The 20,898-nt window shown below is 75.3% G+C and carries 20 protein-coding genes, 3 tRNA genes and 1 pseudogene; 12 read left to right on the forward strand and 12 right to left on the reverse strand.

What is annotated here, in order from left to right:
* From AB0I41_RS27655 to AB0I41_RS27670, 4 genes and pseudogenes are all read right to left on the reverse strand, one after another.
* Window positions 1–182 (reverse strand): annotated as a pseudogene (locus AB0I41_RS27655) (IS607 family transposase); the annotation flags it as partial.
* 223 nt (window positions 183–405) lie between these two features.
* A tRNA-Val gene (locus AB0I41_RS27660) sits at window positions 406–480 on the reverse strand.
* A 13-nt stretch (window positions 481–493) separates the two neighbouring features.
* Window positions 494–564: transfer RNA gene (locus AB0I41_RS27665), tRNA-Cys, on the reverse strand.
* 34 nt (window positions 565–598) lie between these two features.
* Window positions 599–671: transfer RNA gene (locus AB0I41_RS27670), tRNA-Gly, on the reverse strand.
* Between the two features lie 295 nt (window positions 672–966).
* Between AB0I41_RS27670 and AB0I41_RS27675 the strand changes: the two genes are divergently transcribed.
* Window positions 967–1,569, forward strand: coding sequence for a TetR/AcrR family transcriptional regulator (locus tag AB0I41_RS27675; protein ID WP_357113364.1), 603 nt, complete (start codon window positions 967–969; stop codon window positions 1,567–1,569).
* 122 nt (window positions 1,570–1,691) lie between these two features.
* A complete protein-coding gene (locus AB0I41_RS27680) occupies window positions 1,692–2,273 on the forward strand; it encodes a TIGR03086 family metal-binding protein (RefSeq protein WP_357113366.1) in 582 nt (193 codons plus the stop codon).
* A 97-nt stretch (window positions 2,274–2,370) separates the two neighbouring features.
* Here AB0I41_RS27680 and AB0I41_RS27685 read toward each other — a convergent pair whose 3' ends face one another.
* Window positions 2,371–3,567, reverse strand: a complete 1,197-nt coding sequence (locus AB0I41_RS27685) for an alkane 1-monooxygenase (RefSeq protein ID WP_357113368.1) — start codon at window positions 3,565–3,567, stop codon at window positions 2,371–2,373.
* A 223-nt stretch (window positions 3,568–3,790) separates the two neighbouring features.
* Between AB0I41_RS27685 and AB0I41_RS27690 the strand changes: the two genes are divergently transcribed.
* From AB0I41_RS27690 to AB0I41_RS27710, 5 genes are all read left to right on the forward strand, one after another.
* Window positions 3,791–6,727, forward strand: a complete 2,937-nt coding sequence (locus AB0I41_RS27690; RefSeq protein WP_357113370.1) for a M36 family metallopeptidase — start codon at window positions 3,791–3,793, stop codon at window positions 6,725–6,727.
* A gap of 104 nt (window positions 6,728–6,831) precedes the next feature.
* Window positions 6,832–7,500, forward strand: coding sequence for a 50S ribosomal protein L11 methyltransferase (locus tag AB0I41_RS27695; RefSeq protein WP_357113372.1), 669 nt, complete (start codon window positions 6,832–6,834; stop codon window positions 7,498–7,500).
* A gap of 57 nt (window positions 7,501–7,557) precedes the next feature.
* The gene (locus tag AB0I41_RS27700; protein WP_357113422.1) at window positions 7,558–8,673 is read left to right on the forward strand and encodes a cytochrome P450; all 1,116 of its coding nucleotides are present in this window, start codon (window positions 7,558–7,560) and stop codon (window positions 8,671–8,673) included.
* Between the two features lie 334 nt (window positions 8,674–9,007).
* Window positions 9,008–9,931 carry an ATP-binding cassette domain-containing protein gene (locus AB0I41_RS27705; protein WP_357113374.1) on the forward strand — a complete coding sequence of 308 codons (924 nt, stop codon included), beginning with the start codon at window positions 9,008–9,010 and terminating at the stop codon, window positions 9,929–9,931.
* On the forward strand, window positions 9,928–10,722 hold the full coding sequence (locus AB0I41_RS27710; RefSeq protein WP_357113376.1) for an ABC transporter permease subunit: 795 nt from the start codon (window positions 9,928–9,930) through the stop codon (window positions 10,720–10,722). The genes AB0I41_RS27705 and AB0I41_RS27710 overlap by 4 nt, the downstream gene beginning before the upstream one ends.
* 32 nt (window positions 10,723–10,754) lie before the next feature.
* Here AB0I41_RS27710 and AB0I41_RS27715 read toward each other — a convergent pair whose 3' ends face one another.
* Genes AB0I41_RS27715 through AB0I41_RS27730 form a run of 4 tightly spaced genes read right to left on the reverse strand, consistent with a single transcriptional unit; the run spans window position 10,755 to window position 14,901 of the window.
* Window positions 10,755–11,405 carry a response regulator transcription factor gene (locus tag AB0I41_RS27715; protein WP_357113423.1) on the reverse strand — a complete coding sequence of 217 codons (651 nt, stop codon included), beginning with the start codon at window positions 11,403–11,405 and terminating at the stop codon, window positions 10,755–10,757.
* Between the two features lie 11 nt (window positions 11,406–11,416).
* Window positions 11,417–12,967 (reverse strand): histidine kinase, encoded by a 1,551-nt coding sequence (locus AB0I41_RS27720; RefSeq protein ID WP_357113378.1) that lies wholly within the window; start codon window positions 12,965–12,967, stop codon window positions 11,417–11,419.
* 54 nt (window positions 12,968–13,021) lie between these two features.
* The gene (gene bioD, locus AB0I41_RS27725) at window positions 13,022–13,726 is read right to left on the reverse strand and encodes a dethiobiotin synthase (protein WP_357113425.1); all 705 of its coding nucleotides are present in this window, start codon (window positions 13,724–13,726) and stop codon (window positions 13,022–13,024) included.
* A 20-nt stretch (window positions 13,727–13,746) separates the two neighbouring features.
* Window positions 13,747–14,901, reverse strand: a complete 1,155-nt coding sequence (locus AB0I41_RS27730) for an 8-amino-7-oxononanoate synthase (RefSeq protein ID WP_357113380.1) — start codon at window positions 14,899–14,901, stop codon at window positions 13,747–13,749.
* Between the two features lie 121 nt (window positions 14,902–15,022).
* On the opposite strand from AB0I41_RS27730, the gene AB0I41_RS27735 reads away from it, so the two are divergent.
* Genes AB0I41_RS27735 through AB0I41_RS27750 form a run of 4 tightly spaced genes read left to right on the forward strand, consistent with a single transcriptional unit; the run spans window position 15,023 to window position 16,922 of the window.
* Complete coding sequence (locus AB0I41_RS27735) at window positions 15,023–15,196, forward strand: hypothetical protein (protein WP_357113382.1); 174 nt, start codon at window positions 15,023–15,025, stop codon at window positions 15,194–15,196.
* Between the two features lie 10 nt (window positions 15,197–15,206).
* The gene (bioB, locus tag AB0I41_RS27740; protein ID WP_357113384.1) at window positions 15,207–16,202 is read left to right on the forward strand and encodes a biotin synthase BioB; all 996 of its coding nucleotides are present in this window, start codon (window positions 15,207–15,209) and stop codon (window positions 16,200–16,202) included.
* Window positions 16,199–16,414, forward strand: a complete 216-nt coding sequence (locus AB0I41_RS27745) for a hypothetical protein (RefSeq protein WP_357113386.1) — start codon at window positions 16,199–16,201, stop codon at window positions 16,412–16,414. The genes bioB and AB0I41_RS27745 overlap by 4 nt, the downstream gene beginning before the upstream one ends.
* Before the next feature lies 1 nt (window position 16,415).
* Window positions 16,416–16,922 carry a GNAT family protein gene (locus AB0I41_RS27750; RefSeq protein ID WP_357113388.1) on the forward strand — a complete coding sequence of 169 codons (507 nt, stop codon included), beginning with the start codon at window positions 16,416–16,418 and terminating at the stop codon, window positions 16,920–16,922.
* A 13-nt stretch (window positions 16,923–16,935) separates the two neighbouring features.
* Here AB0I41_RS27750 and AB0I41_RS27755 read toward each other — a convergent pair whose 3' ends face one another.
* The 3 genes from AB0I41_RS27755 to AB0I41_RS27765 form a co-directional block, all read right to left on the reverse strand.
* Entirely contained in the window at window positions 16,936–17,466 is a 531-nt protein-coding gene (locus AB0I41_RS27755; protein ID WP_357113390.1) for a DUF488 domain-containing protein, read from the reverse strand.
* 165 nt (window positions 17,467–17,631) lie between these two features.
* Window positions 17,632–19,185 (reverse strand): hypothetical protein, encoded by a 1,554-nt coding sequence (locus tag AB0I41_RS27760; RefSeq protein ID WP_357113392.1) that lies wholly within the window; start codon window positions 19,183–19,185, stop codon window positions 17,632–17,634.
* Window positions 19,182–19,706 (reverse strand): SigE family RNA polymerase sigma factor, encoded by a 525-nt coding sequence (locus AB0I41_RS27765; protein ID WP_357113394.1) that lies wholly within the window; start codon window positions 19,704–19,706, stop codon window positions 19,182–19,184. The genes AB0I41_RS27760 and AB0I41_RS27765 overlap by 4 nt, the downstream gene beginning before the upstream one ends.
* Before the next feature lie 201 nt (window positions 19,707–19,907).
* On the opposite strand from AB0I41_RS27765, the gene AB0I41_RS27770 reads away from it, so the two are divergent.
* Complete coding sequence (locus tag AB0I41_RS27770; RefSeq protein WP_357113427.1) at window positions 19,908–20,858, forward strand: hypothetical protein; 951 nt, start codon at window positions 19,908–19,910, stop codon at window positions 20,856–20,858.
* The last annotated feature ends 40 nt before the right edge of the window (window positions 20,859–20,898 follow it).

Below are 20,898 nucleotides of genomic sequence, written 5' to 3' on the forward strand. Positions count from 1 at the left end.
TGGTCGGCGGAGGAGACACGGCAGTACGCGACTACACGACCCTCGGCGCTCGCGGGCTCGGTCACGATCCACGTTCCGGAGGGCGCCTGGCGGACAGGGACAGGCATCTTGCCGTCCCTCACCCATCGCCAGGCAGTCTGATAGCTCACCCCCTGCCGGCGAGCCCACTCCGAAAGCTTCACACGGCCATCATACGCAACAACGCACGACCATGTTTGACCATAAAATGGCGAACAGCCGTCAGCCCCCTGGCCGACGGAGCTGATTGGTCGCGGGCGTACGACGCGGGCGCCGGTCACCCCCGGGTGGCGGGGCGCCCTCGTCCGTGTCCGAGCATCGGCGACCGGCCCCGGGGGATACGGAAAAGGCTGGCCACCGGAAATCCGATGACCAGCCTTGTCGTCCTGGTGGGCGATACTGGGTTTGAACCAGTGACCTCTTCCGTGTCAAGGAAGCGCGCTCCCACTGCGCCAATCGCCCGTGCTCATTACCGAGGTGGGGACGGGATTTGAACCCGCGTACACGGCTTTGCAGGCCGTTGCCTCGCCTCTCGGCCACCCCACCGAGGTTGCCCCCGTCATGCGTGGCGGCAGCTCCGAGCGGACGACGGGATTCGAACCCGCGACCCTCACCTTGGCAAGGTGATGCGCTACCAGCTGCGCTACGTCCGCTTGTCTCCGGCGTTTCCGGTGACGGATGAGAACTTTAGCCGAGCCTCGGAACAGTTGCCAACTCGGGGGCTCTCGGCGCGTCCCGCGTCCGGTTCGAGGCGAGACGGCGGGCACCCCTCGTAGAGCTTCCTAGGAGGCTGGGTGGGGGGTCGTCGCGTTCGGGAAGGTCGGCCGGTGCCCAGGTCGGGCGCTACGCGACGCGCCGGAGAAGAGGTGTCCGGGTTCCGACTGTGGCGCGCTCGATCGGGCGGCTCGGTAACGCGCTGTGCTCATATCGGTGGGCTACCGTAACCGCGTGACGAGACGTGCCGCCGATGTCCGCCTGGATTCCCTGCTGCGCACCGCGTGCGACGTGATCGTGGAGCGCGGACTCGCCAACACCCGGACGGCCGACGTGGCGCAGGCCGCCGGGGTCAGCCAGGCGCTCGTCTTCTACCACTTCGCCACGAAGGAACGGCTGCTGGCGCAGGCCTTCGCGTACGCGGTGGAGCAGGACCTGGCCCGGCTGGACGCGGTGATCCGCTCCTCCGCACCGCCGCTGACCAAGCTGCGCAGGATCCTGCGCCTCTACACCCCGGCCGGCCGGTCGACCTCCTGGTCCATGTGGATCGACGGCTGGGCCGAGTCGCTGCGCACCCCCGAGCTGGAGAAGGTCTCCCGCCGGCTCGACCTGCGGTGGCGGCAGGACCTGGCCTCGGTGATCGCCGACGGGGTGGCCGACGGCACCTTCGTCTGCGCCGACCCGGCGGGGGCCGCCTGGCGGATCAGCGCGGTGATGGACGGGCTGGCCGTCCAGCTCGCGGTGCACGAGCGGGTGATCTCCCGGCGGCAGTTCGCCGAGTGGATCCGGCTGATCGCCGCCCGGGAGCTGGGGCTCGACCCGGCCCAGCTCAACTGACCGACCCCGCTCGACCTCCCAGGACAGGGCCCGCCGCAACCCCGGCGGCGCCCGGTGCCCGTGGGCCGGACGACCCGGCAAATCCGCCCGCAGCGGCAGGGACAGCCGGAACAATCGGCGGCATGGACCTGCTGGAAACGTACCGACAGAGCCTGGCCGAGTTCGTCGACCGGGTGGAGCAGGTCACGCCCGGGCAGTGGTCGGACCCGACGCCCTGCCCCGACTGGGACGTCCGCACGCTGGTCAACCACGTGGTCACCGAGGACCGGTGGACCGTACCGCTGCTCGCCGGACGGACGGTCGAGGAGGTCGGCGACCGGTTCGACGGTGACCAGCTCGGCGACGACCCGATCGGGATGGCCCGGCAGGTGGCGTCCCAGGCCGAGGTGGCGGCCAGCCACCCGGGCGCGCTCGACGGCACCGTGCACCTCTCGGCCGGGGAGACGCCGGCGGGCGAGTACCTGCACCAGCTCGTCGCCGAGCACCTCGTACACGGATGGGACCTGGCGGTGGCGATCGGCGCGGATCCGCGCCTGGACGCCGACGCGGTCGCCGCCTGCGCCCGGTGGTTCGCCGGGCGGATCGCCGACTACCGCAGCGGCGACCTGGTCCGGCCCGGGGTCGACGTGCCGGCCAAGGCGGACCAGCAGGACCGGCTGATCGCCGCCTTCGGCCGCGACCCGGACTGGACGCCGCCGGCCTGACCCGGACGGCCGAGGGCGGGAACCGGGGGGCACCAGAGACGGGATGGCCGGCCGGACGCCCACGGGGTGCGGCGTCCGGCCGGCGCGGTCGGCGGGGTCAGCCGGCGTACCCCTGCCCGGGGGCCACGGGGCGGCGGCGCCGCCGCTCCCGCAGCCGGCGCCGGGCCGGCGGGTGGACGTTGGCCAGGTCTAGGTCGCCGCCGTAGTGGGCGATCACCCGGTGGTCCATCACCCGCCGCCAGAGCGGCGGCACCAGCGCGGCGACCACCATGGTGGCGTAGCCGGCGGGCAGTCGCGGCGAGGACTCGAAGCTGCGCAGCGTCTGGTAGCGGCGCAGCGGGTTGGCGTGGTGGTCGCTGTGCCGCTGGAGCTGGAAGAGGAAGACGTTGGTGACCGTCCGGTCGCTGTTCCAGCTGTGCCGGGGGTCGACCTTCTCGTAGCGGCCGGTGGCGGTGCGCTGCCGGGCCAGCCCGTAGTGCTCCAGGTAGTTGACGACCTCGAGCAGGGAGAAGCCGACCACGGCCTGAGGCACCAGGAACGCCAGCACGCCCGGGCCGAAGGCGATCATCAGCGCGGCGTAGAGCACCAGCGTCATCGCCCAGGCGTTGAGGATGTCGTTGCGCCACGTCCACGGGCTGCGGCCCCGGATCCGGAACCGGCCTGTCTCCAGCCGCCAGGCCGACCGCAGGCTGCCCCGGACGGTACGCGGCCAGAACGCCCAGAAGCTCTCCCCCAGCCGCGAGCTGGCCGGGTCCTCCGGCGTGGCCACCCGGGTGTGGTGGCCCCGGTTGTGTTCGACGTGGAAGTGCCCGTAGCCGGTCGGCGCGAGGGCCACCTTGGACAGCCAGCGCTCCGCCGTCTCCCGCTTGTGGCCCAGTTCGTGGGCGGTGTTGATGGCGATGCCGTTGACCACTCCGACGGTGGCGACCAGCCCGGCCGCGCCGACCCAGGACAGGTCGCCGCGGGACCAGACCGCGCAGCAGAGCACCAGGCCGGCGTACTGGGCGGGCAGGTAGAGGTAGGTGAGCCAGCGGTAGTAACCGTCGGCGGACAGTCGGGGAACCGCCGCGTCTGGCGGGTTGCGCCGGTCGTCGCCGATCAGCAGGTCGACCGCGGGGATGAGCCCGAAGACCACCACCGGGGTGAGCCACCAGGCCCAGGTGCCGCCGGTGCCCCGCCAGCCCAGCCAGCCCAGGAAGGGCAGCGCGGGGACGAGCAGGGCCAACGGCCAGAGCGGCTTGCGGGTGTCGCGCCAGGCGACGGGAGGAACCGTCGCGTCGGTGCCGATGGCCATCGTCAACCTCCGATCTCGCGGTCTGCCCCCCGACTGTGGCACCGGTCGCTTCTTTTTACAAGAGGCAGGTTTTTGTAAAGCGACCAGGTCACGCCGGCCGGATCCGCCGCCGCGGATGACCTTGCCCTCACCTGCCCTGCCTGGTATCCACAGATGCGCATGCGTACCAACGCCTGCACCGGGGCCGGCGCAGCGCCGGCCCCCGCTCCCACGAGGAGGTTCTGTGCCCAGACCGGAGTGGACATTCCGGACGAGCCGGCCCCGACGCCGGCTCGTCCCCGTACTGGCGACCGCCGCCGTGGTCGCCGCCCTGTTGCCCGGTGGCGCCACCGCCACCGCCGCGCCGGGCGACGCGTCGGCAACGGCACCGGGCCACTCCGGCTCGTTCGCCGACGACAGCCACCAGGCCGCCGACGTCGACAACCGCACCGGTACGGCGGCACCCGACGCCCGGCAGCGCGGGCTCGCCCGGCGGGTGGACGCCGACGTGCGGTGGAACCGGCTCGGCACCCCGCACGCGCTCGGCCCGGCCCGGACGCCGCTCGCCACCGGCCTGCCCGCCGACCCGGAGTCGGCCGCCCGGCGCTACCTCACCGACAACCAGGACCTGTTCGGCCTCGACGCCGACGCGGTCGCCGCGATGGACCGGGTGCTTGTCCGGTCGATCGGCGACGGCGCGGTGGTCACCCTGCGGCAGCGCTTCGGCGACCTGCCCGCCGGCCACGACGGCCTGGTCACCGTGGCGGTCGCCGACGGCGCCGTCATCTCGGTCAGCTCCTCGCTCGCCCGGGATGCCTCGGCGCCCGCCCCGGCCACGCTGACCGGCGAGCAGGCGTACGCGGCCGCGCTCGCCGACGCCGGCCTGGACGCCGCCGGGGTGGCCGGCCACAGCGTCCGCCCGGTCGCCGTACCCACCCCGCTCGACGGCCCCCGGGCCGCGTACGAGGTGACCCTGATCGGCGCGGAGACCGACCACCCGGCCGCCTTCACCACCTACGTCGACGGCATCACCGGCCGGGTGCTGGTCCGCGAGGACCTGGTCGACTTCGACTCCGACAACCCGAGCTGGGCCGTCTACCCGGCCACCCCGCCGCAGGACCTCGCGCCCGGGCAGGACCCCCGGGTGCGCTGGTGCGCCGACCCCGCGCCGGGCTGCGCCGACGCGTTCCGCGACCCGGCCACCGGCAGCGCCTGGGACGTCGACGCGGCCACCGGCGCGCCGACCGGCACCTCGCGCGGCAACTCCGCCAACACGGTGGTCTCCTGGGGCGCGGGCACCCCGGTCGTGCCGGCCACCGCCAGCCCGGAGCGCCGCTACGAGTACCCCTTCACCGACCAGTGGCACCAGGCGCGCTGCAACCCGGCGGTGTTCACCTCCGCGCAGCGCAACGACGCCGACGCCGCCATCGGCAACCTGTTCGCCATGCACAACCGGATGCACGACTGGGCCTGGCACCTTGGCTTCACCGAGGCCACCTGGAACCTCCAGGCGGTCAACGTGAGCGGGGCCGGCCTCGGCGGCGACGCCGAGCAGGGCCGCGCCCAGCAGGGCGCGCTGTCCGGCAACCGGAACAACGCCAACCAGGGCACGCCCCGCGACGGCCTGCCGCCCACCACCAACATGTACCTCTGGCAGCCGCAGGCCGGCGGGCCGTACCCGCCGTGCGTGGACGGCGACTACGACATGACCGTGATCGGCCACGAGTACACCCACGCCATCACCAACCGCATGATCGCCGGGCCGGACAGCGGCATCGGCGGCCACCAGGGCGGCGCGATGGGCGAGTCGTGGAGCGACCTGCTCGCCGCGGAGTACCTCTACGAGCACGGCCTGCGGGCCCCCGGCGAGACGCCCTTCATCACCGGCGGGTACGTCACCGGCAACCTGGTCAGCGGCATCCGCAACCACGACTTCAGCCGCAGCCCGCTCAACTACTCCGACGTCGGCTACAACACCGGCGGCCCGGCGGTGCACGCCGACGGGGAGATCTGGAGCGCCACCAACTTCCGGATCCGGTCCGCGCTGGTCAAGCGGTACGGGCTGGGCGCACCGCAGCGGCAGCTCGACTGCGCGCAGGGGAAGGTCGCCGCGGACAACTGCCCGGGCAACCGGCGCTGGGCGCAACTGGTCTTCGACTCCTTCCTGCTCCAGGCGGCCAGCCAGGTCAGCATGCTCGACATGCGGGACAACATGCTCACCGCCGACCAGCTCCGCTTCGGCGGGGCCAACCAGGAGCTGATCTGGGCCGAGTTCGCCCGCTCCGGGATGGGCCGGGACGCCGCCACCAACGGCGCCGCCGACACCGACCCGACGCCGAGCTTCGCCAGCCCGTACGGCGGCAACGCCACGCTCACCCTGCGGCCGAAGGGGGACAGCGCCGAGGCGCCGATCCGGCTGTACGTGGGCGACTACGAGGCCCGGGCCACCCCGATCGCCGACACCGACCCGGCCACCCCGCTGCCGGACACCTTCGAGGCGGTCGCCGGGACGTACCAGCTGCTCGCGGTGGCGCCCGGCTTCGGCCACCAGCGGCTCAGCGTGGTCGCCCGGGGCGACCAGGAGGGGTACGTCGACCTGCGGCTGAGCCGCAACCTGGCGTCCACCACGTCCGGCGCCGTCATCACCGGCGACGGGGTCAACCTGGACCGGATCGGCGACGACACCGAGAACACCAACTGGGCGTCGCTGACCGGGGTGGCCGGTCGGGGCGTCACGGTCGCGCTGCCCGGGGACGCCCCGCAGGTGGTCAAGCGGGTGAACCTCAGCGGGATGCTCCGCCCGGCGATCGCCGGGGACGCCGACGCGGGCGGGCAGAACTCGTTGAGCTCGCTGCGCTCCTTCGCCGTGCTCGCCTGCAACGCGAAGACCACCGACTGCGCCGACCCGGCCCGCTGGGAGCGGATCTACACCAGCGCCGACGACGCGTTCCCGGGCGGGAAGTACCGGGCGTACACCCGGGACATCAACCTGCGGTCGTTCCCGGTGCCGACCACGCTCGCCACCCACGTCCGGCTGGAGGTGCTGGCCAGCCAGTGCACGGGCGGCCCGGCGTACGCCGGTGAGCAGGACGACGACCCGGCCACCAGCACCGACTGCGCGACTGCCAGCCCGGCGCGCGACCAGGTCCGGATCGCCGAGTTCCAGGTGTTCTCGCAGTGAACGCGCCGGGGTCGGGCGGTGCTGCCGCCCGACCCCGGCACCGAGGAACCGGTCACGCCCGACCCACGACCCGCCGGGGAACCGCCTCGGGAGACAATCCCCGGGTGTCCGACCTCTCCGCGGCCTTCGTCCGGCTGCACGCCCGCCTCGCCCCGGTGGCCTTCGTCCCCGAGGTGCGGCTGCACCAGGCCGACGAGCCGATCGGGCTCTGGGAGCTGACCGAGGGCGAGTTCCACAGCTCCCAGCCGCCACCGTTCTGGGCCTTCGCCTGGGCCGGCGGTCAGGCGCTGGCCCGCTACGTCACCGACCATCCGGAGCTGGTCGCCGGCCGGCGGGTGCTCGACCTGGCCTCCGGCTCCGGCCTGGTCGCCATCGCCGCCGCCCGGGCCGGCGCCACCGCTGTCCGCGCGGCCGAGGTCGACGAGCGGGCGGTGGCCGCCGTCGCGCTCAACGCCGAGGCCAACGGGGTACGCGTCGAGGCGGAGTTCGGCGACATCCTCGACGGGGACGCCGCGGACGCCGAGGTGGTGCTCGCCGGGGACGTCTTCTACAGCGAGGCGATGGCCCGGCGGATGCTGCGCTTCCTGCTGCGGGCCGCCCGCTCCGGCGCCCGGGTGCTGGTCGGCGACCCGGGGCGGGCCTTCCTGCCCCGCGAACGGTTCCGCGAGCTGGCCGCGTACGACGTGCCGGTGCCGGAGGCGCTGGAGAGCGTACGGGTGAAGCGCACCACCGTCTGGGAGCTGGACCCCGCCCCGCCGGGAGCCGCCCGCTAGCGTGTCGGCGTGCTGTTCCGGGGCTGGGGGGAGTCCGTCGACGGACGGTGGCCGGACATGGCCACCGTCACCGACCACGTCGGGGTCGACCACCTCGTGGTCACCCGGCACGCGCTGGTCCGGCAGGTCCTCGCCGAGCCGGCCACCTGGCGGCCGGACAACGCCCTGGACGCGGTGACCCCGATCCCCGTGGCGGCGCTGCGGGTGCTCGCCGGGCACCGGTTCCGGCTGCCGCCGACGCTGGCCAACAACTCCACCCCCAGCCACCCGGCGATCCGGGCGGTCGTCGCCCAGGCGCTGCACCCGACCCGGGTGGCCGCCCAGCAGCCCTGGCTGGCCGGACTGGTCCGGGGACGGGTGACCCGGCTGGCCGCCGCGCTCGACGCGGGCGAGCCGGTCGACCTGTACGCCGAACTCGTCGCCGACCTGCCGCTGCTGGTGCTGGCCCGACTCGTCGAGCTGCCGGACGCCCCGGTTGGCGCGGTGAAGGACTTCGCCCGGGCCGCGCTGGAGCTGTTCTGGGCACCGCTGGACGCCGACCGTCAACTCGCCCTCGCCGCCGAGGTGGGCCGGTTCCACACCGTGCTGCGCGACTTCGCCGCCACCGGGGACGGCCTGGCCGCCGCGCTGCGGGCGGACGGGCACTCCCCCGAGGTGGTGGTCGGCGCGCTGTTCTTCCTGCTGGTGGCCGGCCAGGAGACCACCTCGCAGTTCCTCACCCTGCTGCTGCACCGGCTGACCACCGAGCCCGAGGTACGCACCGGGCTGCAGGCCGGCACGGTCCCGGTGGCCGACGTGGTCGAGGAGGGGCTGCGGCTGGAGCCGCCGATCGTGACCTGGCGGCGGGTGGCCGCCGTGGACACCATGCTGGGCGGGACCGAGGTGGCGGCGGGCACCAGCGTGGTGCTCTGGCTGGCCCGCGCCGGACGCGACCCGGAGGTGGTGGCCGTGCCGGACGGGTTCCGGCCCGGCCAGCGCGGGTCGCGCCGGCACCTGGCCTTCGGGGCGGGGGCGCACCGCTGCGTCGGCGCGCAACTGGCCCGGATGGAGGCGGCGGTGGTGGTGGCCGAGGCGGCGCCGCTGCTCGACGGGGTGACCGTGGTACGCCCGCCCTGGTGCCCGGACAACCTCACCTTCCGGATGCCGGACGCGTTCGTGGTCCGCCGGCCCTGACCCTGCGCGGGAACCGGATCCCGGCGTCGCCCGTAGCGGCGCCGGCACCACCTCCCCCACACCCTTTGGAGCTGATGTCGCCAACGATTCGGGCCGCCGCCCGATGGTCGACCCGGCGCGGATCCTCCTGGCCGGGCACCCGACGGGTGCGGGCGCGGCCAGCCGGGTGGGTCGCTGGTGACATCAGCTCCAGAGCGAACCAACACCAGGGGCCGACCGGAACGGCGGACCGGTCCGGCGCGGCGGGACGGCCGGGAGCACCTGACGAAAGTCGGGCCTGGCCGGCGCCGATCGGCAGCGGCAGCGGACGGGCCTCGACCCCTACCGTCAGCGAATGATCACATTACGTGGGTTGACGAAGAGGTTCGGGGCGGTGACCGCCGTCGACGACCTGACCGTCGACATCGCACCCGGGCGGGTCACCGGGTTCCTCGGCCCGAACGGCGCCGGCAAGTCCACCACCATGCGGATGGTGCTCGGCCTGGACCGGCCGACCGCCGGCCGCGCCCTGGTCGCCGGGCGCGCGTACCGGGAGCTGCGGCACCCGCTGCGCGAGGTGGGCGCGCTGCTCGACGCCCGGGCGATCCACCCGGCCCGGGCGGGCCGGGCCCACCTGCTGGCGATGGCCCGCAGCAACGGCATCCCGGCCCGGCGCGTCGACGAGGTGCTCGCCGTGGCCGGTCTGGACGACCGGGCCGCCGCCAAGCCGGGACGGACCCTGTCACTCGGCATGGCGCAGCGGCTCGGCATCGCCGCGGCGCTGCTCGGCGACCCGCCGGTGCTGATGTTCGACGAGCCGGTGAACGGCCTGGACCCGGACGGGGTGCGTTGGATCCGCCGGCTCACCGCGACCCTCGCCGCCGAGGGACGGACCGTGCTGCTGTCCAGCCACCTGATGAGCGAGATGGAGCAGACCGCCGCCCACCTGGTGGTGATCGGCAAGGGCCGGCTGATCGCCGACGCGCCCGTCGCCGACGTCCTCGCCGGAGGTGCCACCGCCGCCGTCCGGGTCCGCGGGCCGCGCCCGGAGGGGCTGGCCGCGCTGGCCGGGCGGCTCACCACCGAGGGGTACGCCGTCACGACCGAGGGCGCGCGGGGCCTGCGCGTCGCCGGGGCCACCGCCGACCGGATCGGCGACCTGGCGTACGAGCTGGGCGTGCCGCTGCACGAGCTGACCCCGGTGGCCGTGACGCTGGAGCAGGCGTTCCTGCGGTTGACCGGCGACGCGGTCGAGTATGCCGCGGGAGGTGCCCGGTGAACCCGCCCACCCGCCCGGCCGCCCCGGGTGGCGGCCTCACCGGCGCGGTGGCCGCCGAGTGGACCCGGCTCTGGTCGGTGCGGGCCACCTGGTGGACCCTGCTGGCCGGGGTGCTGCTGATGGCCGCCACCTCGGCGCAGTTGGCCATCTACGCGGCCAACGCCAACACCAACGACGACCCGGCCGACGACCGGGGCGTGGTCACCGTCGGTAGCGTGCTGGTCGGCGCGCTGGAACTCACCCAGTACGCGGTGCTGGCGCTCGGCCTGCTCGCCATCACCAGCGAATACGCCACCGGCACCATCCGCTCCACCCTCCAGTGCACCCCGTCGCGGGGCCGGATGCTGCTGGCCAAGGCGGTGGTGGCCGGCACGGTGACGTTCGCCTTCGGGCTGCTGCTCGGCCTGGTCGGCGTCCTCGCGGCCCGTCCGCTGCTCGGCGGATGGGGGCGGGCACCGCTGGCCGGGACGCTCGGCGACGTGCTGGCCACGGCGACGTACCTGGCGCTCGTGGGGGTGCTCGCCCTCGGCCTCGGGGCGACGCTGCGCAGCGCGGTGCTGACCCTCACCGTGCTCTTCGCCGTGCTGATGATCGTGCCGCTGTCGCTGCGCGAGCCGGACATCACCGTGCTCACCCGGATCTCCGACGCCTTCCCCGGGGTGGCCGGCGGGCACTTCCTGGCCGGGGACACCGACCCGTACCCGCCGGTGGTGGGTCTGGTGCTGCTGGCCGGCTGGGCCGTCGCGGCGCTGGCGGTCGGCCGGGCCGCGCTGCGCCGCCGCGACGCCTGAGCGGTCGACCGCGGCGAGGCGGGGCGGGCCGGTCAGCCGGCCAGCCCCGCCTCGTACGCGATGATCGCCGCCTGCACCCGGTTGCGCACGTCCAGCCGGGTGAAGATGCTGGTCAGGTAGCCCTTCACGGTGCCCTCGGTGAGGAAGAGCCGGCGGGCGATCTCGGCGTTGGACAGCCCCGCCCCGACCAGGCCGAGCACCTCGCGCTCCCGGTCGGTCAGCCCGGCGGTCCGGTCCCGGGCCGCCGGCACCCGGGCCATCCGGTCGCCGTTGAGCTCGATCACCCGGCGGGCCACCCGCGGCGACAGGTACGCCCCACCCTCGGCGACCGCCCGCACCCCCGTGATCAACTCCCGTGGGTCACCGGCCTTGAGCAGGAAGCCGCTGGCGCCGTGGCCGAGCGCCCGGGCCACGTGCTCGTCCTCGCCGAACGTGGTGAGCATGACGGTGGCCGTCGCCGGCACCAGGCGGCGGATCTCGGCGGCGGCGGCGAGACCGTCCAGCTTCGGCATCCGGATGTCCAGCAGCGCGACCCGGGGCCGGTGCGCCCGGGTCAGCTCCACCGCGGCCCGGCCGTCGCCCGCCTCGGCGACCACCGCGATGCCGGGGTCGGCGGCGAGGACGGCCCGCACCCCGGCCCGGACCAGCGCCTCGTCGTCGGCGAGCAGCACCGTGACCGGCACGTCGTCAGCGGTCACGTCGTCGTCCGTCCCTTGCTGGTCAGGCGGCCGTCGGCGAAGCAGAGCCGCCAGGTCGGCTGGGCGAGCGGGAAGTTGCCGTCGGTGTAGTACTCGCAGGTCGCGCCGCCGGTCGCGGCCGGCGCGTCGGGAGGCGGCTCGACCTGGCGGCGGGGCAGCCCGGACAGCTCGGACCGGGGCGTGCCGATCCGCATCCGCTCGAACGCCGGGCCGTCCAGCACCGCGCCCGTGGTGACGACCGGGTAGTAGGCCAGCGACAGCAGCAGGGCGGCGGCCGGCGGCGCGGCGAGCGCCGCGAGCAGGCTGCGCCGCACCCCGCGCCGGGCGTCGCGCAGCCGCCCCGGCGTCCCGGCCCGGAGGCCGTCCGCCCCCTCGCCGGGACGCGGGGCGGCGGGCCGCCCGTCGGCCGCCGAGGTCAGCGGCAGCCGGGCCGCCACCGCGAAGCCGCCGTCGCCGGCCGGGCCGGCGTCGAGGGTGCCGCCGGCCAGCCGTACCCGCTCGCGCAGCGCCAGCAGGCCGGAGCCGTGCGACGGCGGCCCGGGCAGCGGCCCGGCCGGCGGTGGCGCGTTGACCACCCGCACCTCGACCCGGTCGTCGACGCCGGTGACGGTGACGGTGACCGGGGCGCCGGGGGCGTACCGGGCGGCGTTGGTCAGCGCCTCGCGGACCACCCGGTGCGCGGCGTGCGCGGTCAGCTCCGGCAGGTCGGCGGCCTCCGGCCCGCGGCGCAGGCCCACCGCCATGCCCGCCTCGCGGGCGCCGTCGACCAGGTCGGCGACGCTCTCCCCGGCGGGGCGGATGCTGGCCGGGGTGTCCGCCTCGCGGAGCACCCCGATGATCCGGTGCAGCCGCTCGGTGGCCCCCGCCACGCTGGCCCGCAGCTCGCCGGCCGCCGCCCGGTGCCGCGGGTCGAGGTCACCGGCGACCTCCAGGGCGGCGGCGCGCAGCGCGATCAGGCTCAGCTCGTGGCCGAGCGAGTCGTGCATCTCCTGGGCGATCCGGGCCCGTTCCCGCAGCCGGATCCGCTCGGCGGCGCCCCGCTGCTCGCGTTCCACCGCTTCGGCGTGCTCCCAGCCGGCCAGCACCAGCGCCTGCTGCTGCCGCCGGTAGCGGCCCACCAGCCACGGGAACACCCCGGCGCCGAGCAGCACGCAGCTGAGCAGGAACCAGGTCGCCATGCCGGTGTCCAGCAGCACCAGGTGCAGCACCGTGCCGCCGGCCGCCACCACGGCGAAGAGCACCCCGGCGGGGGCCGCCCGTTCCCCGCGCCGCCCGGCCAGGTAGCTGAACACCAGCAGGGCGAAGACGAAGTTGCCGTCCACCACCGAGCCGAGCAGCACCAGCACCACGGCCACCGCCGGCAGTCGCCGGCCCACCGCCACCGCCGCAGCCAGCAGGAGCACCGAGCCGACCAGCAGCGGTACGACGTACCGCTCGTACGGCGGGGTCAGCCGGGCGTACGCCACCGGGGCGGCGAGCACGGCCCAGAGCGCCACGTCGCCGGCCACCCGCCGGTCCAGCCGGCGCCAGATTCCGCGTTCGCGCACGTCGGCCAGGCTACCGACGCCCGGCCGGTCCGGGCACCGACGAAGGTCAGGTGGTCAGCTGATATCCTCGGCCCAGGCCCGCCAGTCGTCGAGCACGCCGTACAGGGCGGGGGTGAGCCAGCCGGGGGCGGAGCGGCGGAACACGCCCGGGTCCATCGCCCCGGCGCCCGCCGGCAGCGCGCCGAGCAGGTCCGGCACCAGGTCGGTCAGGTTGGCCCAGTGCACCAGTTCCGGCTCGGCGGGCCAGGCGCCGATCACCACCCCGGCGGGGATGGCCCGCCGCTCCAACGCCTCCAGGGTCAGCGCGGTGTGGTTGAGCGTGCCGAGACCGGCCCGGGCCACCACCACGGCGGGGGCACCGAGGGAAACCGCAAGGTCCGCGACGGTCCACGGCTCCCCGGAGGGACGCAACCCCATCGGTACGAGCAGCCCGCCGGCCCCCTCGACCAGCACCAGGTCGTGCTTGTCGACCTCCTCACGGATGGCGTCGACGGCGGTGCAGAACCCCAGCGGCTCCAGCTCGGCGACCCGGGCCGCGGCGAGCGGGGCGAGCGGGTCCGGGTAGCTGGCCAGGGTCCGCCCGGTCAGCGGGGCGGCCAGCCGGGTCACCGACTCGACGTCGCCGGGCTCGCCGGTGGCCGTACCCGTCTGGCCGGGCTTGACGACCGCGACCCGCATGCCGGCGGCCTGCGCGGCGGCCGCGACGGCCGCGGTCACCACCGTCTTGCCCACCTCGGTGTCGGTGCCGGTGACCAGCACCGCGCCCTTCCACGGTGCCGTCACGGCATCACCTTCGTTCGCGGGGCACACTCCACAATGGTCTCCAGGGCCCGTTCGAAGTCCGCCCGCGGCACCCCGGCGGAGATGGTGAGCCGCAGCCGGGAACGGCTGTCCGGGGTGGAGGGCGGTCGGAAGCAGCCGACCGCGACGCCACGGTCGCGGCAGTCGGCGGCCCAGGCGGTGGCGGCCTCCGGCCCGGGGGCGGTCACCGACACCACGGCCGCGTCGGGGGCGGAGACAACCAGCCCGGCGGCGGTCAGCCGGCGCACCGCCGACGCCGCCCGGTCGGCCAGCTCCGCCCGCAGATCGTCGCCGGCCCGGGCCAGGCCGACGGCGGCGTGCACGCCGGCGACGACCGCCGGGGGCGGCGCGGTGTCGAAGATGAAGGTACGGCCGGTCTCGACCAGGTGCCGGACGAACTCGGCCGGGCCGGCGACCACGCCGCCCGCGCCGCCGAGCGCCTTGGACAGGGTGGCGGTGACCACCACGTCCGGCTCGCCGGCCAGCCCCGCCGCGGCGACCGCGCCGGCGCCGGCCGGCCCGGTGACACCGAGGCCGTGCGCGTCGTCCACCAGCAGCAGCGCGCCGTGCGCCCGGGCGACCGCGTGCAGCCGGGCCAGCGGGGCGAGGTCCCCGTCGACGGAGAAGACCGACTCGGTCACCACCACGGCCGGGCGGCCGGGGGCGGCGGTGAGCGCCGCGGCCACCGCGTCGACGTCGGCGTGCGGGGCGACCACGGTCTCGGCGCCGGAGATCCGGCAGCCGTCGATCAGCGAGGCGTGGTTGTGCGCGTCGGAGACGAGCAGCGTACGAGGCTGGACGAGACCCCGGACGGCCGCGAGGTTGGCCAGGTAGCCGGAGGAGAAGACCAGCGCCCGGTCGGTGCCGAGCCAGCCGGCGAGGGTGTCCTCCAGCGCGTGGTGGGCGTCGGTGGAGCCGCGCACCAGCCGCGACCCGGTGGCCCCCAGCCCGTACGCGGACAGGGCCCGCGCGGCGGCGGCGGTGACCTCGGGGTGGGTGGCCAGGCCGAGGTAGTCGTTGCCGGCCAGGTCGACCACGGCGTCACCGGCGGTACGGGGGCGCAGCGTACGGGTGAGTCCGGCCTTGGCCCGCAGCTCAGCGCGGCGGTCGAGCACCGCCAGCCAGTCCGCCACCGTCACTCCCCACGCCGTCGACCGCTTCCGCCGGGCGAAGTTACCACCCGCCCGCCGGGGCCCGACGGATCCACTCGGTTCGCCTTGACCTCAACCTCGGTTCAGCTCGCAGGGTCGACGGATGAGACCGACGAAGCGACCGTGGCGCCGCTGGCGCGCCCTCGCCCTGCTGCTGGCCGCCGCCGACCCGGGCCTCCCGGCACCCGCGCGGGCGCTGCTGGCCGGCGAGCTGACCGACACCGGACACCCGGAGCCCCGGGAAGCGGCCGTTTCTCGGCACCGGGCCGCCTTGTAGGGTACGAGCCATGCCAGAGATCCTCGACCAGGCCCGTACCCAGGTGTTGGGCAACGGCGTCGGCCTCGACGAGGCCGGTGTCCTCGCCGTGCTGAACCTGCCCGACGAGCACCTGCCCGCCGCCCTCCAGCTCGCCCACGAGGTGCGGATGCGCTGGTGCGGCCCGGAGGTCGAGGTCGAGGGCATCGTGTCGCTGAAGACCGGCGGCTGCCCGGAGGACTGCCACTTCTGCTCCCAGTCCGGCCTGTTCACCTCCCCGGTCCGGTCGGTCTGGCTGGACATCCCCTCGCTGGTCGAGGCGGCCAAGCAGACCGCGGCGACCGGGGCGACGGAGTTCTGCATCGTGGCCGCCGTGCGCGGCCCGGACGCCCGGCTGATGAAGCAGATGCGCGAGGGTGTCGCCGCCATCAGGGCGGAGGTCGACATCCAGGTCGCCGCGTCGCTGGGCATGCTCAGCCAGGAGCAGGTCGACGAGCTGGTCGACATGGGCGTGCACCGCTACAACCACAACCTGGAGACCTGCCGCTCCCACTTCCCGAACGTGGTCACCACGCACTCCTGGGAGGAGCGCTGGGAGACGCTGCGGATGGTCCGCGAATCCGGCATGGAGGTCTGCTGCGGCGGCATCCTGGGCCTGGGCGAGACGGTGGAGCAGCGGGCCGAGTTCGCCGCGCAGCTCGCCGAACTGGACCCGCACGAGGTGCCGCTGAACTTCCTCAACCCCCGCCCGGGCACCCCGCTGGGTGACCAGCCGGTGGTGGAGGGCAAGGACGCGTTGCGCGCCATCGCCGCGTTCCGGCTGGCCATGCCGCGCACCATCCTGCGGTACGCGGGCGGCCGCGAGCTCACCCTCGGCGACCTGGGCACCCGGGACGGCCTGCTCGGCGGCATCAACGCGGTGATCGTCGGCAACTACCTGACCACCCTGGGCCGGCCGGCGACCGACGACCTGAAGATGCTCGACGACCTGAAGATGCCCGTCAAGGCGCTCTCCGCCACCCTGTGAGGCCGACCGTGAACGACGTGGTGGAGCCGGCGGTGACCTGGTGCGACCGCTGCGGCGAGCCGGCCGGGGCAGGCCCGCACCCGGCGTGCGCCGCGGCTCGGGCGCTGGAGCCGCCGCGCTACTGCGTGCGGTGCCGCCGCCGGATGAAGGTGCAGGTGCTGCCGGTCGGCTGGTCGGCCACCTGCGTCGAACACGGCGAGATCCGAGGCTGACGTGCTGCGGGGGCGGTCGGTGACGCTGCGGCCGGTGACGGACGCGGACGTGCCCGCCCTCGCGGCGATCCGGGCCACCCCGGAGGTCCGCCGCTGGTGGCGCGGCGGTGACGACCTGGTCGCCGCCGTCCGCGCCGACCTGGCCGACGACGACGTGACGGTGTACGCGATCGAGCACGACGGCCGGGTGGTCGGCGCTGTCCAGTGGTACGCCGAAGCCGACCCCGACTACCGCCACGCCGGCCTGGACATCTTCCTCGACCCGGCGGTACGCGGCACCGGGCTGGGCGGGGACGCGATCCGCACGCTGGCCCGGCACCTGGTCGACGCGCACGGCCACCACCGGCTCACCATCGACCCGGCGGCGGCGAACACCGCCGCGATCCGCGCGTACGCCAAGGTGGGCTTCCGCCCGGTCGGCATCATGCGCCGCTACGAGCGCGCCGAGGACGGCACCTGGCACGACGCCCTGCTGATGGACCTGCTCGCCGACGACCTGGTCGACTGACCACCGCGACCGGTCAGCGGTCCCAGATCAGGTGGCCGTCCGGGAGTCGGCGGGCGCCCTCGGCGGGGCGGTGCGGGCTGAGCCGGCCGTCGGGCATCAGGTGGGTCACCGGCACCCCCCGCCCGAGCATCGTCACGTCCGCGATCAGCCGGCGGTGGCAGCGCCACCAGACGCTCTCGCTGCACATCACCGCCGTCCGGTGGGCCGCCACCTGGGTGAGCACCGCGTCCAGTGCCGCGTCGAAGTCCGGCGTCCGGCTGTACGCCGCGTACGCCCGGAAGGCGGCCACGGTCCACCAGGTATCCGGCTCCGGCTCGCCGGCCGGGACGCGCCGGCGTCCACCGAGGCGCGGCTCCCAGCGGTAGTCGGTGCCGGCGGCCGGCAACCACCGCTCCAGCGCCTCCCGGCGCACGTCGGGATTGTTCCGGCTGGCCGGGTACCGCCGCACGTCCACCACCAGCGTGACGCCGGCGCCGCCGAGCAGCTTCCCCAGTCGCTGCCGGTCGGCCGCCCCGTGTCCCACGGTCAGCAACACCCGGTCCATGACAGCAGCATCCCCCGGATCGTGCCCGGTCGCCGGTCGCCGCGAACGACGACCGGCCACGATTCCGTCCCCGAGGTCCGCCGCCGGTGGCGCGGCGGTGCCGACCTGGTCGACTGACCGTCGGGGCGACTGCCTGGCGGCCCCGACCGCCCGCCGGATTCCGGGTCAGTGGGGCGGTGGCCGGTTTCCCGGTTCCGCCCCGTCGGCCGTTCCGGACGCCGGTTCCGCCCCGTCGGCCGGCTCGGCGCGCCACGGCGGGGACGGCCAGGGCGGATCGGCCGGGAAACCGGAACCACCCGGGCCGGCGCGCAGGGTGCGCCGCCAGCGGCGGTGCCGCCGCCACAGCACAACAAGCCCGACCGCCACGGCCAGCAACAGGGCCGGTGGCACCACCGCCAGCAGGATGACCGGCCGGGCCGGGAACGGGCGGGCCCGCACCGGTGGGCCGCCGAATCGTCCCGCCTCCAGCAGGTCCCGGGCCACGTCCATCGACCACACCTCGCGTGGCGGGTCGAGCAGGGTCTCCGTCTCGCCGTCGGGTCGCAACGCCACCAGCTGGACGTGCCCGGTCTCCCAGTAACCGGTGTCGTTCCAGTCCCCGATCATGGCGGCGCCGGGCTCCGCCTCGTACCGGAGGGCCACCAGGTCGGTGCCGTGCCGCCAGCCGAGCGCGCGCAGCGCCTGGCCGCGGACCGGGGCGAGCGTGGGCCCGGTGACGTCCCGGCCGGTGGCCACGTCGAGCCAGGTGACCCGCCAGGTACGCGCGTCCCGCGCGGCGGCGTCGCAGGTGTGCAGGCAGCCGTCCAGGTCGACCACGGCGATCCGCGTCCCGTCCGGGGTGAACGCCCCGCTGCCGGCCAGTTTGCGGCGCGGTCCGAGGTCCCGGGACCAGCGCGGCCGGCCCTCGCGGTCGAGCAGGCTGAGCCGGTCCCCGGCGGTGGCGGCGACGGCCGAGCCGTCCGGGGCGAAGGCCGCCACCGAGGCGGTCCGCAGGCTCCACCGGTTGCCCAGGCCGTCCAGCAGCACCCGGGTCGCACCGGTGGTGAGGTCGAGCAGCACCAGCCGGGTCTCGTCGTAGCCGTTGCCGTCGATGAAGCGGGTCGGCAGGTAGCCGTCCTCGATGACCACCATCGACGTGCCGTCCCGGGACCAGGCGGAAGGTGTGGCGCAGCAGTGGCTGTCCGGCAGCCCCCGGTACGCCCGCTCCCGACCGTCGGTCAGGTCGGTCAGGGTGAGCCAATGCTTCTTGATCCCGTCGGCAACGTACCGGCCGTCCGGGGAGAGTTGGGCCTCCTCGCCGGCCGTGGTCTGGACGGCACCGTAGAGCATCATCCGGTACACCCCGTTGCGCCCGACCACGGCGACCTTGCCCTCGTCGTCCGGCCCGTCGATCCCGCTCAGCCCGAGACCGCCGCCGCCCAGCAGCAGCGACGCCCGGCCCGGCGGATCCTGCGCGACGCTGGCCTGCCACATGTACGGCAGGCCGACGCGGCTCGGCACCCTTTCCGGCGCGGCGGCGGGCTGGACGGCCGGGTCGACGCGCAGCAGCCCCGCCGGCAGCCCGACGCAGGCCAGCACCGCGACCAGGGCCGCCACGGCGGTACGCCGACGTTCCCGCCGCCGCAGCCGCCGCCCGCCCGCCCACAGGTCACCCGAGAGGCGCGCCGCCGGCATCTGCTCGCCCAGCTCCCGCAGCGCGGTACGGAGATCCTCGCTCATCGGCCCTCCCCTGCGGTGGTGGTCGCGCCGACCAGGTCGGCCAGCTCGGGGGCGTGCGTACGCAGCCGGGCCAGCGCCGCGCGGGTCTGACTCTTCACCGTCGAGACCGAGCAGCCGAGCGCCGCGGCGGCCTCCGTCTCGGTGCGGTCCTCGAAGAAGCGCAGCACCAGGACGGCCCGCTGCCGTGGGGCGAGCCGGGCCAGCGCCTGGCGGACCACCAGCGCCCGGGCGACTCCGGCGGCAACGTCCGGCATCGGCCGCTCCGGCGGCTCGGCGCGCAGGTCGACGCCGCGCCAGCGTCGTCGCCACAACGAGACGTGCTGGCTGTACATCGTCCGCCGCACGTACGGGTCGGGGTCGCCGCTCGCGCTCACCCGCTCCCAGTGGCGGGCCACCCGGACCAGCGTGAGCTGCACCAGGTCCTCGGCCTGGTGCCGGTCGCCGGTCAGCAGCCAGGCCGCCCGGGACAGCGCCGCGATCCGCCCGGCCACGTACGCCCGGAACGACTCCTCAGGGTCCACACCCACCTCCACCCGAGAACACGCCCGGCGCCCGCCGCCCGGGTGGGTACGCCGGCCAGTTTCTCAGACGGAATCCGCCCGGATCTTGGATAGTTGCCGTCGGGCGTACGGCAACTGTCCAAGATCGGAAGTCGGACAGCGGCGGTGGGGACTGTCGGGGTTCTGGCGGTGGCGGCGGCGGGGGGCGGTCAGACTCGACCGGTGTCGTCGAGCGTGCCCTCCGACCGGGCCGACGCCCTCGACTGGCTGGCGTTCGCGCAGTCCGGCGTGTTGCGTACCGCCCAGGCGACCCGGCTGCTCACCGAGGGCGTGGTACGCGGGATGGTCCGATCGGGACGCTGGCGGTCCATCTGCCGGGGCGTCCTGCTCGCCGGCAACGGCCGGCTGACGCGGGACCAGCAGTTGTGGGTGGCCGTACTCGCCGTCGGCCCGGACGCGGTGCTGGCCGGCACTACCGCCGCCACCGAGGCGGGCGTGCGGGGACTGCGCACGGATCCACTGCACGTGCTGGTGCCCGCGGCGCGCCGGGCCGCCCGGACCGTGCTGCGCCGGATGCCGATCGACATGGCGCCCGTCATCGTGCACCGCACGTCGGTGCTGCCCGGCGCGCATCTGCAACTCGCCCGCCCCACCCGCACCACTACGGCACGGGCGCTGGTGGACGCCGCCGGCTGGACGCGCGACGTCGACGAGGCGCAATCGACGCTGGCCGCCGGCTGCCAACAGCGTCGGGTCACCCCGGAGGAGATCCGGGCGGTGGTCGACGCGCTGCCCCGCGCACCGCGTCGGCAACTGATCCGGCAGACCGTCACCGACATCGCCGGTGGGGCGGCGGGATCGACTTTGTCCGGCTGTGCCGCCGGTACGGCCTTCCCCGGCCCGAGCTGCAACATCGTCGTACCGATGCCGCCGGACGGGTCCGCTGGTTGGACGCGTACTGGCGGGAGTGGGGGCTGCACGTCGAGATCGACGGGTCGCATCACATGGACGTCCGCCACTGGGCGGCGGACATGGCGCGGCAGAACGCCGTCTGGGCGTCCGGCGAGGCGGATCCTGTGCTTCCCGGCGTGGCTGGTCCGCGCCCGCCCCGACGAGGTTGCCGCCACCCTGCACCGCGCCCTGGCCGCCGCCGGCTGGCGTCCGCAGAAATGAATCTTGGACAGTTGCCGTCCGACAGGGACGGCAACTGTCC

The sequence above is a fragment of the Micromonospora sp. NPDC050200 genome (genome assembly GCF_040656135.1).
Lineage (GTDB): Bacteria > Actinomycetota > Actinomycetes > Mycobacteriales > Micromonosporaceae > Micromonospora.